The sequence below is a fragment of the Nocardia amamiensis NBRC 102102 genome, from assembly GCF_001612745.1.
Taxonomy (GTDB): Bacteria; Actinomycetota; Actinomycetes; order Mycobacteriales; family Mycobacteriaceae; genus Nocardia; species Nocardia amamiensis.
Genome location: NZ_BDBA01000001.1, coordinates 1 through 17852, shown reverse-complemented (window position 1 = coordinate 17852; position 17852 = coordinate 1). Strand labels below are relative to the sequence as shown.

Here is a 17852-nt window from a genome sequence, read left to right as displayed (position 1 = left end):
CCGATCATTTTCGGCTGGCCCTGCGGTAGCCGATGGTCGCGGGAACGGCGAAGAGGACGATCGCGCCGAGCGACCAGACGAACGTCAACGTGAGCGGTCGGGCCAGTGGACCGTCATAGGCGAGGGCGCGCATGGAGTCCACGGCCACCGACATCGGTTGGTTGTGCACCACAGGTTGGATCCATTTCGGGAAGGCCTGCAGCGGGACGAAGCCGGTGCTGAAGAACATCATCAGCGAGGTGATGATCGTGATCCCTTCCACCAGTGTCGCTTTCGCCGTGAAGACGGCGACCGCGGTGACGATGGTGGCGAAGGCCAGGCCGAAGAGTACTGGGATGATCAGGAAGGCGATCGTCGCCGCGATGCCCTGATGGAAGCGGAACCCGAGCAGGAAGCCGACCAGGACGACGGCGAAGGTGCACCCGACGATGCGGCAGCCCTCCGCGAGGACGCGGGAGGCCAGGCCCGAGGCGCGGTGCACCGGCAGCACCCAGAAGCGGGCGAGCAGGCCTGCGTCCCGCTCCCGGCCGAGCAGAATGCCACCGGCCACCGCGCCGGACAGGGCGGCGACCAGGGCGACCATCGGCACCGACCCGTACAGGGCGCTATCGCCGGTGAACTTCTCGATCTGTCCACCGATCACGGTGTTCAGCATGATCAACAACAGGCACGGGATGATCAGCGTCTCCAGCAGCGTCACCGGGTTGCGTGCCCAGCGCATCAGCAAGCGTTGCGTCTGGATCAGCGTATGCCGCACCAGCGCCGACATCGAGATTTCCGAGCCGGTGTGCAGATCGTCCCTGCGATCGGCCAGCAGCACCATCACGCCCTCCTCGAGCTCAACCGGATCGACAGCGGAATGCAGATGATCAGGATGCCGATCGCCCATGCCAGCGGCGGGCCCAGCAGTGACCAGGTCACCTCGGCGGCGTTCGGCCCCTTGTCGCCGGCGAACGCCCGCAAGGCGATGGCCCATTGCGAGACCGGCTGGTTGCGCACGAACGGCTGCACCCACGCGGGGAACTGATGCGCCGGAGCCAGGCCAGTGGACAGCATGCCGAAGATCAACGGCGGCAGTACCAGCGCCTGCGCGGTCGCCTCCGGATTGCGCGAGACGGTACCGATCACGTCTCCGCCCAGCATCAGCGCGAGCCCGATGAGGAAAGAGAACAGCACGAAGCCGGTGGTGTGCGCGGTATCGAGATAGAAGCGGAATCCGATGACGTGCCCGCAGATCAACGCGGTGATCAGCCCGATGGCGAAGCGGAAGAGATTGCCGGACATGCGCGCCGCCACCGGAACCAGCGGCGGAATCGGCATCGCGCCGAAGCGCCGGTTGAGTCCGGCGACCGAATCGGTGGCGGCCCGGAAGGCCGCCGAGACCGCCGTGAACGCGGCCGCCTGCAGCACCACCAGCGGCATCATGAATTGCGCGTAGCTACTGAAACCCGTGCCGGAGAAGGTCATCACGGTCTTCAGCGGGATGTAGAAGCTGGCGGTGAACGCCGCGGGTGCCAGCACCGAGGTGAGCACCTCGCCGCTTTGTACCGACGGCGCGATCAGCCGGGTGGTGAGCACCCACCATTGCTGCGGTCGCAGCGGGGCCGCGCGGGTCTCGCTGAGCCAGGTCGCCGCCGTCACGACACGACCTCCGGCTCCGCGGCCTGCTCAACCGTGGCCAGATGTCCGGTGAGCTGGAGGAAGACGTCGTCGAGCGAGGGGCGGCGCAGAGCGATGTCCACCAGGTCCAGGCCCGAGCCGTCGAGCCGGCGCAGCGCCTCGGCGAGCGTCTTCGCGCCGTCCGGCGCCGGTATGGCGATCCGGTCGGATTCGGCGATGAGCGCGGCTCGGTTCTCCTCCGGCACCAGCGAGCCCAGCGCCGCGGCGATGGCGGGCAGGTCCTTCAGATCCAGCGGCACCACCTCGCAGTAGCTGCCGCCGATCCGCGACTTCAGTTCGTCGGCGGTGCCCTGGGCGATCACCACGCCGTGGTCGATGACGATGATGCGGTCGCTGAGCGCGTCCGCCTCCTCCAGGTACTGGGTGGTGAGCAAGGTGGTGATGCCCGCCTTCTTGAAGCCGGTCACCAGGTCCCAGACGCCCTGCCTGCTGCGCGGGTCCAGCCCGGTGGTGGGTTCGTCCAGGAACACCACGTCGGGACGCACGACGAGGCCGCAGGCGATGTCGATGCGTCTGCGCATGCCGCCGGAGTAGGTGCCGACCCGGCGGCCCGCTGCGCGCTCGAGATCGAATTCGGCGAGCAGTTCGTCGGCCCTGGCGCGGGCGGCCCGCTTGCGCAGGCCCATCAGCCTGCCGAACATCACCAGGTTCTCGTACCCGCTGAGCATGTCGTCGAGCGCGGCGTACTGGCCGGTCAGCATGATGCTGCGGCGCACCGCCGCCGGGTCGGCGACCACGTCGTATCCGGCGACCACCGCGCGGCCGCGATCCGGCTGGATCAATGTGGACAGAATGTTCACCGTGGTGGTCTTGCCCGCGCCGTTGGGTCCGAGGATGCCGAGCACCTCGCCCGGCTCGGCCGCGAAGTCGACTCCGCGCAATGCCTTGACCGTGCCGAACGATTTCTCGATTCCCTCGACGACGACTCCCTGATCGAAGTTCATCCTCGTCCTCCAAGATGTGCGTCGAGCACGCGCGCGATGACCGGCAGCACCTGCGGCGCCGTCAGTTCGTCGTGCGTGACCTCGATGTCGTGGTTGATGATCTCGCCGGTCACGTACGGCCGCCAGCCGTCCGGACCGAAGATGTCGGAGGTGTCGACGGTCGCGCTGAAGTACACGATGTCGCCGTCGAACACCGGGCGGTGATAACCGGTTCTGGTCCGTGCGGCCGCGTTGTAGGACCCGGCCATCTGTTCCAGGGTGGCGGCGTCGACCAGCGAGACACCGCCGAGCCGTTCCCGGATCAGGTCCGCCGCCTGTTGTGCGGTCGCGTCTTCGGGCACGTCCTGGATGCCGAACACCGAGCCGAACGTGCTCACGAACGAACCGGCGGTGAGCCGCTCGATGCTGTCGCCGTCGATGTCGGCCGTGTCGGCGTCCAGCAGCGCGACCACGCCGACCGCAGCGCCTTCGGCCTTCAGCTTCGTCGCCGCCGCGTGCGCGATGAGCCCGCCGAAGGACCAGCCGAGCAGGTGGTAGGGGCCTTCCGGTTGCAAGCGGCGGATCTCGCGTACATAGCGGTCGGCGAATTCCTCGATCGAGCGCGCGGATGGTTCCTTGCCGCTGAGGTCCGGGGCCTGCAGGCCGTAGATGGGACGGCCGGGGGCCAACGCGTCGGCGAAGCCCAGGTAGGTCCACGCCATCCCGGACGAGGGATGGATGCAGAACAGTGCGGGTTCGTCGCCGCCGAGCCGGATCGGCAGGACCACGTCGAGCCCGAGACCGCCCGCGGCGGGAGTGGCCGGTGGTGCGGTGGAAGCGGCCTCTTCCTCGGCGGCGGTCCGTGCCGCCGGGGTCTGCGCGAAACGGGCTGCCGCGCCGAGTGTTTCGATCCACAGATCGGCCAGCTCGGCCACCTCGTCGTGGGTGAGCAGGGTCGCGGGGAAGCCGAAGCTCGCGCGCATGCGGTCACCGATGACGACGGCGTTCACGTCGATCGCCGATTGCAGGGGCACGTCCGGATGTTCGGGGACGTGCACGTCACCCAGGTCGTCGGTCGGCAGCCAGCCCAGGCCCTCCAGTCCCGCCGGGATGTCGCCGGTGGAGTACCGGCCCAGGTAGTTGAAGCCGACCCGGCCGGGAAGGCGTTCCGGGAGCTGCTGCGCGGTCTCGGGGTCGAGGTAGCGCAGCAGGCCGAAGCCGATGCCTTTGTCGGGCACTGCGAGCAGCTGATGCTTCACCGCGCGGATGGCCGCACCCAGTGCGGGGCCACCGGTGAGCGCGTCATCGATGTCGATCCCCGCCAGGTCCATTCGCACCGGGTAGATGCTGGTGAACCAGCCGATGGTGCGGGACAGGTCGGCGCCGGGGACGACTTCTTCTTGGCGGCCATGGCCTTCCAGCCGCAGCAGCGCCGTCGGTTCGCTGTCGCGCCAGCGCACCAGCGCCAGGGCCAGGGTGGCCAGCAGCGTGTCGTTGACGCTGCCCTGGAACAGGCCGGGCAGGGTGGTGAGCAGCGCGGTGGTGACCTCGGCGGACACCTCGCGCTCGACCATGCGAAGCGTGCCGGTGTTGTCGATCGCCGGGTCCAGCTCCCTGCCGCCGATCAGCGGGTCGGGTCCGGCGAGAACGTCGTGCCAGTAGGCCAATTCGGTGCGGCGGCGTTCGGAGTGCGCCTCCTCGGCCAGTGCGTGCGACCAGCGCCGCATCGAGGTACCGGTCTCTGCCAGCACCGGCGTGTTGCCGACCGACACCTGAGCCCAGGCGGCCACCAGGTCCGGCACCAGGATCCGCCAGGAGACACCGTCGATGACGAGGTGGTGCGCCAGCACGATCAGCCGTCCCGCGCCGGTGCGCGCACCCGCCGCGCCCACCGGGTCCAGCCAGATGAACTGCAGCACGGTGCCGCCCGCCGGATCGAGCCGGTTCGCGACGGCGTCCAGTTCGGTCATGGCGAATTCGTGCAGCTCGATCGGTTCGATGGCGTCGAACTCGATGCGGTGCACGAGCGCGTCCACGTCGACCGAGCCGGGCTGGCCGACCACGATGCGCGGGCCGTCCTCGCCGTCGGTGAGCAGCCGGGCGCGAAGCATGTCGTGCCGGTCGACCGCGGCGGTGAGCACCGCGACGATCTGGGCGCGCTCGATGCCCACCGGCAGCTCCAGCACGGCGGTCTGGGCGAAACGGTCGTAGTTCCCACCGCGCTGCAGCATGTAGTGCACGATCGGTGGCACTGGCAGCTCGCCTACGCCGCCGCCGGGCAGCTCCTCCAGGGTCACCGCCGTGCCTGCGGCGTCGATCGATGCCGCCAGCGCCGCGACCGTGCGATGCTCGAACACCTGCAAGGGGGTGCACGTAATGCCCTGCTGCTTGGCCCGCGACACCAGCTGGATCGCCAGGATGCTGTCGCCGCCGAGCGCGAAGAACGAATCGTCGGCGCCCACCGGCGTCACACCGAGCAACTCGCCGAAAATCGCGGCCAGCTGTTCTTCGGTCGGCGTGGAGGGCTCGCGGTACGCGGTGCGGTCGGCGGTGAATTCCGGTGCGGGCAGCGCCTTGCGGTCCAGCTTACCGACGGCGTTGAGCGGGATCTCGTCCAGCACGACGAACGCCGAAGGCACCATGTAGCCGGGCAGGATGTCGGCGGCGAACGCGCGCACTTTCGCCACGTCGAGCTCGAAGCCTGGTGTGCGGACCAGGTATGCGGCCAGTGCGGTCGCCCCGGTGGGTCCGGGCACGCCGAGCGTCACCGCGAAATCCACGCCGTCGGCGCGGCCGAGCACCGCGTCGATCTCACCGAGCTCGATGCGCTGGCCGCGGACCTTGACCTGGAAGTCGGTGCGGCCCAGGTACTCCAGCTCGAGCCCCGCTTCGGTCCGGATCCAGCGCACCAGATCGCCGGTGCGGTACATCCGTTCGCCCGCCGCCCCGAACGGGTTGGCCATGAAACGAGCAGCGGTCAGGCTCGCTCGGGCGTGGTAACACCGGGCCAGCGAGGGACCGGCGAGGTAGAGCTCGCCCGCCACGCCCACCGGGACCGGGCGCAGCCGGTCGTCGAGGACGAGCACGGCAGCGCCCTGGACGGGCGTGCCGATGGTGACCGGCAAGCCGAGCTCGAGCGATCCCGAACCGGTTGCCCAGATGGTGGATTCGGTCGGACCGTACAGGTTGACCATGCTGCGCCCGGTGGCCCAGCGTTCGACCAGTTCGGCGCCGACCGCCTCACCGGCCACCGCGAGCACCCGCACGCTGGTCACCTCGTCGGGATCGAGGGTGGCCAGCGCGGACGGCGTGATCACCATGTGCGTGACCTGCTCGGCGTCGATCAGCTCGGCGAGTGCGCTGCCGCCGAATACATCCGGCGGTGCGACCACCGACGCACCGCCGGAGCCGAACGCCATGATCGCTTCGAACACCGACGCGTCGAAGCTCGGCGACGCCACTTGCAGCACCCGGGAGTGCTCGTCCAAGCCGAGCGCGGTCTGTTGCGCCGCGACCAGGTCGACGAGACCGCGGTGGGACACCGAGACACCTTTCGGTGTGCCGGTGGAACCGGAGGTGTAGATCATCCACGCCGCGTTGTCCGGCCGGATGGGACCGGGCAGGTCGCGCTCGTCCAGCGGGCGGCTGCTCGCGGCGCCCCAGCGTTCGACCAGGGCGAGGTCGTCGAGCACCAGCCAATTCGTGCTGTCGGGCAGCATCGGTCGGTACGCGGCGACGGTGAGCCCCAGCGTCGCGCCGGAGTCGGTGAGCATGTGGTCGATGCGGTCGACCGGGTGCTTCGGATCCACCGGCAGGAACGCCGCACCGGCCTTCGCGGCGGCCCACATGCCGATGAGCAGCTCCACCGAGCGGGGAAGACCCAGTGCCACCACGGTTTCCGGCCCCGCGCCCGACTCGAGCAGGATGCGGGCGAGGCGATTGGCGTGCGCGTCGATCTCCCGGTACGTGGTGGTGTATCCGCCGGCCACGATGGCGGGCCGCTCCGGATACTGCTGCGCGGTCGCGGCCAGCATTCGCGGAAGCGTTGTCGTTCCGGCGGTTTCGGGACCGCGCACGGGCACCAGCATCGCGCGTTCGGCGTCGTCGAGGATGTCGATATCGGCGATGCGCACGTCGGGTCGCGCCAGAACGGTCGCAAGCACACGACGCCACCGGGCGGCGAACGCGGCCATCGTTGCCTCGTCGAACAGATCCGTCGCGTAGGTCAGCACGCCGTCGATGCCCTCCGGAACGCTCTCGCTGAACCGCTCGCGCAGATCCAGCGTCAGGTCGAACTGGGAGGCGTCGCGGTCGAAATCCTCCACCTCGAAACGCAGTCCCGGCAGCTCCAGCACCGGTTCGACGAAATTCTGCAACGACAGCGACACTTGGAACAGCGGATGGTGCGCGGTCGAGCGGGGCGGGTCCAGCACCTGGACCAGCCGCTCGAACGGAACGTCCGCGTTGGCGAAGGCGTCCAGATCCGTGGAGCGGACGGTGTCCAGGAACGCCGCGAAGCCGACTCCGGGATCGACCGGCGTGCGCAGCGCCAGGGTGTTGACGAACATGCCGACCAGCTGGTCGAGCGCCTCCTCCCCGCGACCGGCGACCGGGGTGCCGATCAGCACGTCATCGGTGCCGCCGAGCCGGGCGAGCAGCACCGCGAGCGCGGCGTGCACCACCATGAACGGGCTGACCTGCTGCGCCGCGGCGAAATCCACCAGTTCGGCGTGCATTTCGGCGTCGACAATGAAGCCGGCGTCGGCACTGTGCATGGTCTGCACCGCGGGCCGCGGACGATCGGAGGGCAGCTCGAGGACGTCGGGTGCGCCCGCCAGGGTTTCGCGCCAGAACCGGATCTGGCGTGCCGCGGTCGATTCCGGGTCCGCCTCGTCGCCGAGCACTTCGCGATGCCAGAGCGCGAAGTCGGCGTACTGCACCGGCAGCGGGACGCGGATGGCGTGCCCGCCGCTGGACCGCTCCGCGTACGCGGCGGCCAGATCGGCGGCCAGCGGCGCCATGGAGGCGCCGTCCGCGCTGATGTGGTGCACGACCAGCACGACGACGTGCACCGGCGGAGTCGCCACCATGCTTTCGGCCACCGTGTAACTCGACGAGACCGGGGCGGTCCCGGCAGCGGTGGACGCGACCGGGGCGTCTCCCGTGGAGGGACCCGACGACACCGGCGCGGCACTCGCGGACGGTTCCGCCGGTCCGTGGATCCGGAACAGGCCGACCCGCAGCGGCGGCTGCGTAGCCAGGTCGAATCCGGTTCCCGCAAGCTCGGAGATTCGTGCGCGCAGCGCAGCGCCGTCCTCGGTGCCGAGCACCGGCATGGCGGGCACGGCCACATCAGCGCCGACCACCACTTGGCGCGGCCCCTCCGCGTCCGCGGGATAGAGCGTCCGCAGGCTCTCGTGCCGCTGCACCACGTCGACCAGCGCGGCGCGCAGAGCCGTGACATCCAGATCGCCGGTGAGCCGCAGCGCCACCGCGATGTTGTAGGCGGGCGAGGCCGGATCCATCCGGTTGAGCACCCACATGCGCTGCTGCGCGGGCGACAGCGGAACGCGGTCCGGGCGAATCCGCGGCGCGAGTTCGAACCTTCCCTGCGCCGCGCCGGAAGCGGGAACGACCCGGGCGGACAGCTGGGCCACCGTCGGCGCGTCGAACAGATCGCGCAGCGCGATCCGCGACCCGAGCGCCGCGTTCACCCGCGCGACCACCTTGGTCGCGCTGAGCGAGTTGCCGCCGAGCTCGAAGAACGACTGGTCGGCACCGACCCGCTCGCGGCCGAGCACGTCGCCGAACACCGCGGCCACCGCCTCCTCGACCGGCGTGCGCGGCGCGAGGTAGGGGCGGTGGGCCTCCGAGAAGTCCGGTACCGGAAGGGCTTTGCGATCCAGCTTGCCGACCGGCGTGAGCGGAATCGAGTCGAGCACGACCAGGTACCCGGGGACCATGTAGCCCGGCAGCTCGGCCGCCACCTGGGCGCGCAGCCGCTCCACATCCAGGAGTACATCTTCGGCGGGCAGGACGTACGACACCAGAACGGTGGTCCCGGCCGGGCCGGTGCGCCCGATGGTGACCGCGTACTCGACCTCGTCGTCGCGGGAGAGCACCGCGTCGATCTCGCCCAGCTCGATCCGCAGGCCGCGGATCTTGACCTGGAAGTCGCTGCGGCCCAGATATTCCAGTTCGTAACCGCCGTCGGGCCCGGTCACCCAACGCACCATGTCGCCGGTGCGGTACATCCGACCGCCGGATTCGCCGAACGGATCGGCGACGAAACGGCTCGCCGTCATCTCGAACCGGTTGAAGTAGCCGCGCGCGAGCGCGGGACCCGCCAGATAGAGCTCACCGGGCACGCCCACCGGCACCGGCCGCAGCCAGGAGTCCAGCACCATGGTGGCGGCGCCGCGGATGGGCCCGCCGATCGTGATGGGTTCGCCGGCGACCAGTTCGCCAGGACCGGTCGCCCAGATGCTGAACTCGGTGGGGCCGTACAGGTTCACCATGCGCCTGCCGGGCGCCCACCGCTCGATCAGTTCCGGCGTCGCCGCCTCGCCCGCGACCGCGAGCACACGCAGGTGATCCAGGTCGGCAGGTTCCATGGTGGCCAGCGCCGACGGCGTGATCACCGCGTGGGTGACCCGCTGGTCGCGCAGCAGCTGTTCGAGTTCCGCACCGCCGTAGACGTCCGGCGGCGACACCACGAGCCTGCCGCCCGCGCCGTGCGCGATGAGCAGCTCGAACACCGAGGCGTCGAAGCTGGGCGAGGCCACCTGCAGCGCGCTGGCGGTGTTGTCGAGATCGAGGGTCTCGCGTTGCGCGGCAACCAGATTCGCGATACCGCGATGGCTGAGCAGCACGGCCTTCGGCTTGCCGGTGGAGCCGGAAGTGTAGATCAGGTAGGCGGTCTGGTCCAGGTCGATGGGTCCGCCGCGCTCGGCGTCGGTGATCGGTGCGTCCGAGACGGTCATCGCGCGGCGGACGGTGTTGAGGTCGTCCAGCAGCAGCCAGTCGATCGAGCCGGGCAAGCTCTCGCCGGTCGCGGTGACCGTCACGCCGATCGGCGCCTTGGAGTCGGTGAGCATGTGCTCGATGCGCTCCACCGGGTAGTTCGGGTCCAGCGGAGCGAACGCGGCACCGGTCTTGGCCAGCGCCCACACCGCGACCACCGACTCCAGCGACCGGGTCAGCGCCAGCACCACGAACACCTCGCGCCCGACACCCCGGCGCAGCAGCACGCGGGCGAAGCGGTTGGACCACGCGTCGAGTTCGCCGTAGGACATGGTGAGCTCACCCGCGGTGACCGCGATCGCGTCGGGATTGATCCGCGCGCCCGCGGTCAACAACTCGGGCAAGGTGGCCGACCACGCCGATTCCGTGCCGCGCACCGGCAGCAGCGCGGCGCGCTCGGCGTCGTCGCAGTACTGCAACTGGGAGACCAGCGCGCGCGGGTCGTCGGCGAGCTGGGTGAGCAACCGGACGAAGCGATCCAGCAGCGGCCGAGCCGATTCGGGCGGAAGCTGGCCGGTCAGGTATTTCAGCGTGATCCGCAGCGTGTCCTGCCCGTCGGCGCCGCGCAGCGGAATCACCATGAGATTTAACGGATACGGCGTCGCGTCGGTGCCCTCCACGTCCAGCACCCGCATGCCGGCGATGTCCAGCGCCTGCGACAGCGCCTCGCGGTCGATCGGGTAGGACTCGAACACGGTCAGGGTGTCGAACAGTTCGGGCAGGCCGACCGCCTGGTGGATGGCGGCCAAGCCGATGTGCTGATGATCCAGCAGACGCGCCTGCTCGGACTGCACGCGGGCGAGCAGGTCGGTCACCTTCTCCGCCGGATCCAGCCGCACCCGCACCGGTAGCGTGTTGATGAACAGGCCGACCATCTCCTCGACCCCGGCCAGCTCCGGTGGCCTGCCCGAGACAGTGCCGCCGAACACCACGTCGGTGCGGCCGGTGAGCATGGCCAGCAGCATCGCCCAGGCGGCCTGCACCAGGGTGTTCGCCGTGGCGCCCGCTTCCCGGCCCGCGGACTCCAGCCGGGCCACGGTGGCGCGGGACAGATCGACCGACAGCATGCCGGTCTCGGTCGATTCGATTCCGGCCAGGGTCGGCACCGCGCGGGTCGGGGTGTCCACGCCTGCGAGCGATTCGGCCCATGTCGCAAGGGATTCCGCGTCGTCTCTGGTCTGCAGCCAGGTCAGGAACTCGCGATAGGAGTGCGCGGGCGGCAACGCGGAGGTGTCGCCGTCGGTGACGTAGAGGGTGAGCAGTTCGCGCACCAGCAGCGGCGTCGACCAGCCGTCCAGCACCAGGTGGTGGTTGGTGAGCAGGAAACGGTAGGTGTCCGGGGCGATCCGCAGCAGCGTGCAGCGCAGCAGCGGCGGGCGGGTGAGATCGAACCGGGTGCGCGCGTCGCAGGCGATCTGCCGATCGATCTCGCGGGCGCGCTCGTTCTCGTCGGCGATGCCGGTGAGATCCGCTTCGTGCCATTCGACTTCGGCGTCGGCCAGGACCAGCTGGCGCGGACCGTCCTCGGTCTCGGCGAACGCGACGCGCAGGTTCTCGTGCCGGGTGACCAAAGCCTGTGCGGCGCGGCGCAATCGGGCCGAATCCACAGTGCCGGACAGGGTGAGCAGCGACTGCACGGTGTAGCCGTCGGCGGTGTCGGAGTCGTACAGCGCGTGGAAGAGCAGGCCGTACTGCAACGGCGAGAGCGGCCACACGTCGACGAGGTTCGGGTAGTCGCGCTCCCACGTATCGATCTGCGCCTGAGTGACGGCGACCAGATCGAAGTCCGAGGGGCTGCGTCCGCCGGCCCCGGGGGATTCGGCGTGCTCGGCGAGGGCGCCCAGGGCCTGAGTCCACAGCGCGGCGAGTTCCGCGAGGTCGGCTTCCTCGAACAGGCGTGCGGCATAGGCCCAGGTCACTTCGAGGCCGGAATCGGTGTGGACGGCGTTGATGTCCACCGCGGCGGCCAACGGGGGGCGGTCGTCCTGGGTCGCGGCGAAGCGGCGCGGCAGCCAAGGCTCCGCGTCGCCGCCGGTGGTCGCGCGGCCGAGGTAGTTGAAGCTGATCTGCGGGGTCGGCGCGTCCGCGAGCGCCACGGCCGTCTCGGGGACGAGGTAGCGCAGCATGCCGAACCCGATGCCCTTGTCCGGCAGTGCCCGCAGCTGTTCCTTGGTTACCTTGATCGCGTCGCCCGCCGCGTCGCCGCCCGCGAACGCGTCCGCCGCATCGATTCCGGTCAGGTCGACGGCGACCGGATAGACGCTGGTGAACCAGCCCACCGTGCGCGCGATGTCGGCGCCGGGCAGGACCGACTCGGCGCGGCCATGACCTTCCAACGTGAACAGCGCCGAGGTCCGGCCGCGCCAGCGGGCCACCGCCAGCGCGAGCGCGGCGAGCAGCACGTCGTCGGCGCCGCAGTGGAATCGGTCGGGTGCGGTGGTGAGCACGATCCGCGCGATCTCCGGCGGCACCACCGTCGTCAGATGTGCCATGGTGGACACCACGTCGAGTTCGGGGTCCATCGGTGCGGAGCCGAGCGCCGGGTCGGGCGTGGCCAGGATGCGTTGCCAGAGCGGCAGTTCCGCGACCCGAGTCGCGGCGTGCTCGCGCTGTCCGTGCGCCCAGCGCCGGAACGAGGTGCCGACCGGCGCGAGCTCGCCGCCCAGCGCGGCGGTGGCCAGATCCGGCAGCAGGATGCGCCAGGAGACGCCGTCGGTAACCAGATGGTGCAGCACCAGCCACAGCAGCGGCGCGGCGTCCGGGCGCTCGATCCACACGAAGCGCGCGAGAACGCCGGACTCCGGGTCGAGTCGATCGGCGGCGCGCTGCAACTCGCGTTCGCAGGTCGCCTCGAGATCCGCGTCCGCGGTGACGATTTCGAGCAAGCCATCGGTGTCGACCGAGCCGGGTTCGGCGACCACCCAGCTCCAGCCGTCACCGGTGTGGCGCAATGTCGAGCGCAGCAGGTCGTGCCGGTCGAACAGTGCTTGCAGCGCGACGACCAGCGGTTCGCGCTCGATACCGGCAGGCAGCTCGATCAATACGGCCTGGGCGAATCGCCGCCAGGTGTCGCCGTGGTCGAGCATCGCGTGCACGATCGGCGTGAGCTCCACCGCACCGACCCCGCCGCCGGGCAGTTCGCGCACCTCCGCGGTCGGCACGTCGGTGGCGACCGCGGCCAGCGCCGCGACGGTCTTGCGCTCGAAGACATCCCGCGCGCTGAACCCGATACCGGCGGCCTTGGCGCGCGACACCAGCTGGATCGAGACGATGCTGTCGCCGCCGAGCGCGAAGAAGCTCTCGTCGACGCCCACTGCGTCCAGGCCCAGCACCTCTGCGAACAGTGTGGCGAGCGCCTGCTCGCGGGGCGTGGACGGCGGCCTGCTGGTGATCGTGCGCGCGCCGAAGTCCGGCGCGGGCAGCGCCTTGCGGTCCACCTTGCCAAGCGGCGTCAGCGGGAGGCTGTCGAGCACCATGACCACGGCGGGCACCATGTAGGCCGGAAGTGATTCTCCGGCAGCAGCTTTCAGTGCTTCGGGGTGCACCTCGGCGCCGGGCTTGCGCAGCACGTAGGACACGAGTGCGGTGGCGCCCGCACCGGTTTCGACGCCGAGGGTCAGCGCGAAGTCGACGTCGGGATGCCGCTGCAAGGCGGCGTCGATCTCGCCCAGTTCGATGCGGAAGCCGCGCACCTTCACCTGGAAATCGCTGCGGCCCTGGTACTCCAGTTCGATCCGTCCGTCGTTCTCGACCCAGCGCACCAGGTCACCGGTGCGGTACATCCGCTCGCCCGTCGCGTAGGGGTTGGCGACGAAGCGGTCGGCGGTGAGCCCGTTGCGCCGGTGGTAGCCGCGAGCGACACCGGGACCGGCGAGGTAGAGCTCACCGGTGGTGCCAGGGGGCAGCGGCCGCAGCCACGGGTCGAGCACCACGGCCGACACATCGCGGGCGAGACCGCCGATGGTGACCGGTGCGTCGGGGGTCAGCGGGGCGCTGAGCGTCACGGTCACGGTCGTCTCGGTGGGACCGTAGCCGTTCAGCAAAGTGCGGCCGGACCACTTCATGACGAGCTCGGGCGGGCACGCGTCGCCGCCGACGATCACGGTGCGCAGATCGGGCAGCGTCGCCGGGTCCAGCGATCCCACGACGGCCGGGGTGACATTCAGGTGGGTGACGCGGTGTGCGCGCAGCACCTGCGCGAGCTCCTCACCCGCGTACGCCGACGGCGGCACCACGGCCATGGTCGCGCCCGTGGCGAGTGTGACCAGGATTTCCTCGACCGAGATGTCGAAGCTGGGTGACACGGCATGGGCGACAACGGAATCCGCGTCGATGCCGAATCCCGCGCCGGAACTCGCGACCAGATTCGCCAACCCGCGATGCGGCACGAGCACGCCCTTGGGCAGACCGGTGGAGCCGGAAGTGTAGATGATGTACGCGACCTGGTCCGGGTGTGTCGCCGCGGTTCGCTCGGCCTCGATGAGCGCGGCGGCGTCCTGTTCGGCCAAGCTCCGCTCGGTGCTCTCGTCGTCCAGGATCAACCAGGACACCCGGTCCGGCAACGACTTTCGCGCCGCCGCGACCGTGATCCCCGCGACGACCCCGCTGTCGCCGACCATGTGCTCGATCCGGTCGGCCGGGTAGGTCGGGTCGATCGGCACGAACGCCGCGCCGGTCTTGGCCACCGCGATCGTGGCCAGCACCGACCGGATCGACCGCGGAATCGAGATCGCGACGGTGCGCTCGGGTCCGGCGCCCGCGGCGATCAGCACCCGGGCCAGGCGATTGGTGTAGTCGTCGACCTCGCGGTAGGTCAGCGCGGTCGCGCCTTCGACCAGCGCTGTCGCCTGCGGATCGCGGGCAGCGCCCGAGGCGAGGATCGCGGGCAGCGTGCGGGGTGTAACACCGGCGGCGCCGCGCGCGGGGGCGTACTCGGCGAGCTCGTCGTCCGACAGCACCGAGATGGTCGTCAGCGGCGCGTCCGGCCCGGCAGCGAGGAAGCGGTGCAGGAACGACAGGAACCGGTGGTGCTGCGCGGCCAGTTCGGTGTCGCTGTAGAGGTGGCCGTTGGCCTGGAAATCGATGTGCGTGCTCTCGCCGCCGACACCGGGATAGAGGTTGACGAACATATCGTCGATCAACCCGGAGGTCAGCACGTGCAGCCGTCCGGTCACCTGGCCGAGCTGGATCCTGGTGTCGACCATCATCAGGTTCACCGAGGGGCCGAACGACCCGGTCTCGTCCATCGGCCAGCCGAGGTCACGGAAGATGTCCTCCTGGCGGTAGCGCTGCCTGCGCAGCGCCCCGGTCAGCTCGCCCTGGGCGGCCCGGATCACGTCGCCGACGGTCGTGGCCGGCTCCAGGCGCAGCCGCAGCGGCACCACATTGGCGATCATGCCGCCGGAACGCCGCAGCGTCGCCGTGGTGCGCGCGGACACCGGAAGACTCAGCACCACCTCCGGCGATCCGGTCATCGCGGACAGGTACGCGCCGAAGGCCGCCACCACGGTGGGCGCGACGCCGGAGGACACCTGCTCGGCGACGGCGTCCAGCATCCGCGCGGTGTCGGCGGGCAGGTCGCCCTCGACCCGGCGCGGATGCCCGTCCACACCCGCGGTGCGACCGGCCAGGTTCACCGGGTCGGTCATGCCGTCGAGATGGTCGAGCCAGTACTCCCGGTCGGCGGTGAACCGGTCCGAGCTGCGGTAGGCCAGATCCGCCTCGACGATCTTGCGCAGGTCCTCCGCTTTCGCGGGCGGTGGTTCGCGACCCTCGACGGCGGCGTTGTAGAGCTCGCCGGTGCGCTGCACCACGGTCAACGCGCCCATACCGTCGAGCACGATGTGGTGGATCCGCGAGTACCAGAACCAGCGCTCGGGTCCGACGCGCAGCATGGCGATGCGCACCAGCCGGTCGCGGGTCAGCTCCAGCGGGGTCTCATACTCCGCCCGCATCCAGGCGTCGGCGGCGGCGTCCGGGTCGGGTTCGGCGCGGAAGTCGATGATTTCCAGGCTGTCGTCGAGGGTGGTGTCGACGAATTGGAACGGATGTCCCTCCACCTCGATCAGGCGCAGGTAACCGGTGCCGAATTCGCGCCCGGCTCGACGCGCCGAACGCTCGAGCAGGTCGGCGTCTATCGGTCCGTTCAGTTCGACGTACTGGGCGATGGAAATCGGAGTGTCACCGGCGACATGCTGGGCGAACCAGATGCCGCGCTGCGCCGCCGACAGGGCGAAGGCCCCGTCGGGAAGAACTGTGTCCGTTTCTATCGCCGAAAGGGAAGGCTGTTGCATGACGTGTCCTACGTTCTGACCGCGGTCGGGCTACCCAGGAGTGACCGCCAGTAGCCAACCGCGGTACCGGTAGTACCTGCCGCCGCACAGATCGCGGCAACTCAATTCTGAACCGGTGCGGTCAGCGCTGCGGGGGTATTGCGCACACTGAGCGACCCGAACATCGCTGTTCGGGCCGCGGGGGGAGAGGTGTGCCCGGTCAGGCGCACTCCGGAAGAAGATCCAGGTCGGCAGGGCTGAGCGGGGCATCGGAACCGGCGAGGTAGCGCTGCAGGGTGGAGCGCTCGTCCAGCACCAGCCAGGCGATCCCGTCGGCCGATGCGGGCCGCTGGTCCTTGGTGGTGACCCCGACCGTGGTGCCGAGGGCGAAGGAGCCGTCGCCGGTGGCCGGAATCGTGCTCGCCCCGATCTTGGTCGCGGCCCGCTCGGCCACGATGGACTCGATCGGGTGGTCGATCGCCAGCACGACCCGGGTGCCCGGGCAGGCGCCGAGTTCCAGCAGCAGGCGGGCCATCCGGTTGGACCAGCGGTCCAGTTCCGCGTAGGTGAGGTCGCAATCGGCGGTGGACACCACAACCGCGTCCGGATCCACCTCGGCGGCGGGCTGGGCCAGCGGCAGGACGGACAGGTTGTCGGAAGCGGTCAGCATGTGCATGTCGTGTCCTCGGGTGTCGATTGAGAGGTGTTTCGCGTACTTCTCAATCTCGTCCTCGAGCGGGGCTTCCGACAGCAACCCCAGCGTTGGTCCGCGCACTCCCAGGGTGGGCAAAACCTCACCCAGGGTGGGGTGCGGAGCTCAGTCGTTCACGTAGCCGTTGAGGGTGTTGCGCAGATCGGTGAGCATCGCGCGGGCAGCGGTGAGGCCGTCGCCGTGCCAGACGGTGTCCTCGACGGCGAACACACGGCGATCGGTAGCGGCGCTGAGTTCCTTCCATTCGTCGCCGCGCATGACGGCTTCGCCGTGCTTCTTTCCCTCGGCGCCGGCGAGGATCACGTAGATCACGTCGCCCTCCACCTTGGTGGCGAACTCGTCCGCGCCCACCTCGAACGAGGCGCCCCGCTGGGCGGTGGGACGCTGCACGCCCACGTCACCGAGCACTCGGCCTGCGAAGCTGTCGCCGCCCTGCACCTGGTTGGCATCGGCGGTGAAGCGGAGGACCGACGCCTGGGTTTGTCCCGCCGCCAAGGCGGTAGCGGTGTCCTTTGCCTCGGTGCGATAGTTCCGCAGCGCGGTATCCGCGGCCTCGCGACGCCCCAAACCCGCTGCGAACGCGGCGAATTCGGCTTGCCAGCCGTCGCTCGCGCCGACCAGCACAGTGGGGGCGATGGCCTGCAGCGCGGCGAAACCGGCCGCGGCGGTGTGGATCTCGCCGAGGATCAGGTCGGGCTGCAGAGCGGCGATCTGCGCCGGATCCGGCGCCGCGGCGGTTCCGACACCGGGGATCTTCAGCACGCCGGTGCCGAGATAGGCGGGCTGCGGACTCGGCCCCTCGATGGTCACCGTGCCCACTACCCGCTCCCAGAGACCGAGCGCGCAGACCGCGTCCAGCGCGGAGGTGGTGAGCACGACGATGCGCTGCGGGTCGGCGGGTACCTCCGAGACGCCAGCGGCATGCGTGACACTGCGGGTTGCCCCGGTCGCCGGGTCCGGCGCACTCGGCAGCGCGCACGCCCGGGTGGTGTCGCGCTCCAGCCCGACCACCCCCGCGCCCGCGATATTCGTCGTGGTGCGCACGATGGAGACGTCGTCGTCGCTCTGCCCGCCACAACCCGCCGCGAGAACGGTCGCGCACAGCGCGGCGACGGCCACCACCCGGCGGCCCGCCGAAGCGGCGTGTGCGGAAGAGGCTGTGCGGTTTCGGAGGCGAACGACGGCGCTCAGCAGCATGCCGGTGAGGGTACAGCGTTGGATTTGCAGCGCCTGCGGCGCTGC

At 70.1% G+C, this 17852-nt stretch carries 6 protein-coding genes; all 6 read right to left on the bottom strand.

The genetic code is table 11. The features are described 5' to 3' along the window. Window positions 1-4 precede the first annotated feature (4 nt). The gene (locus NA4_RS00030) at window positions 5-823 is read right to left on the bottom strand and encodes an ABC transporter permease (RefSeq protein WP_067461830.1); all 819 of its coding nucleotides are present in this window, start codon (window positions 821-823) and stop codon (window positions 5-7) included. Beyond that, on the bottom strand, window positions 823-1641 hold the full coding sequence (locus NA4_RS00025) for an ABC-2 transporter permease (protein WP_067461828.1): 819 nt from the start codon (window positions 1639-1641) through the stop codon (window positions 823-825). Before NA4_RS00025 ends, NA4_RS00030 begins: the two co-directional genes overlap by 1 nt. After that, entirely contained in the window at window positions 1638-2624 is a 987-nt protein-coding gene (locus NA4_RS00020) for a daunorubicin/doxorubicin resistance ABC transporter ATP-binding protein DrrA (protein WP_067461825.1), read from the bottom strand. Before NA4_RS00020 ends, NA4_RS00025 begins: the two co-directional genes overlap by 4 nt. Further along, a complete protein-coding gene (locus NA4_RS00015; protein WP_067461823.1) occupies window positions 2621-15919 on the bottom strand; it encodes a non-ribosomal peptide synthetase in 13299 nt (4432 codons plus the stop codon). The genes NA4_RS00020 and NA4_RS00015 overlap by 4 nt, the downstream gene beginning before the upstream one ends. A 199-nt stretch (window positions 15920-16118) precedes the next feature. Beyond that, window positions 16119-16568, bottom strand: a complete 450-nt coding sequence (locus tag NA4_RS00010) for an AMP-binding protein (RefSeq protein WP_245671009.1) — start codon at window positions 16566-16568, stop codon at window positions 16119-16121. A 147-nt stretch (window positions 16569-16715) separates the two neighbouring features. Further along, a complete protein-coding gene (locus NA4_RS00005; protein ID WP_084496625.1) occupies window positions 16716-17807 on the bottom strand; it encodes an ABC transporter substrate-binding protein in 1092 nt (363 codons plus the stop codon). Window positions 17808-17852 lie beyond the last annotated feature (45 nt).

Excerpts from the sequence above, each read along its gene's own strand:
- NA4_RS00030 (WP_067461830.1), bottom strand. The coding sequence starts at position 823 with ATGGTGCTGCTGGCCGATCGCAGGGACGATCTGCACACCGGCTCGGAA.
- NA4_RS00020 (WP_067461825.1), bottom strand. The coding sequence starts at position 2,624 with ATGAACTTCGATCAGGGAGTCGTCGTCGAGGGAATCGAGAAATCGTTC.
- NA4_RS00015 (WP_067461823.1), bottom strand. The coding sequence starts at position 15,919 with ATGCAACAGCCTTCCCTTTCGGCGATAGAAACGGACACAGTTCTTCCC.
- NA4_RS00010 (WP_245671009.1), bottom strand. The coding sequence starts at position 16,568 with ATGCTGACCGCTTCCGACAACCTGTCCGTCCTGCCGCTGGCCCAGCCC.
- NA4_RS00005 (WP_084496625.1), bottom strand. The coding sequence starts at position 17,807 with ATGCTGCTGAGCGCCGTCGTTCGCCTCCGAAACCGCACAGCCTCTTCC.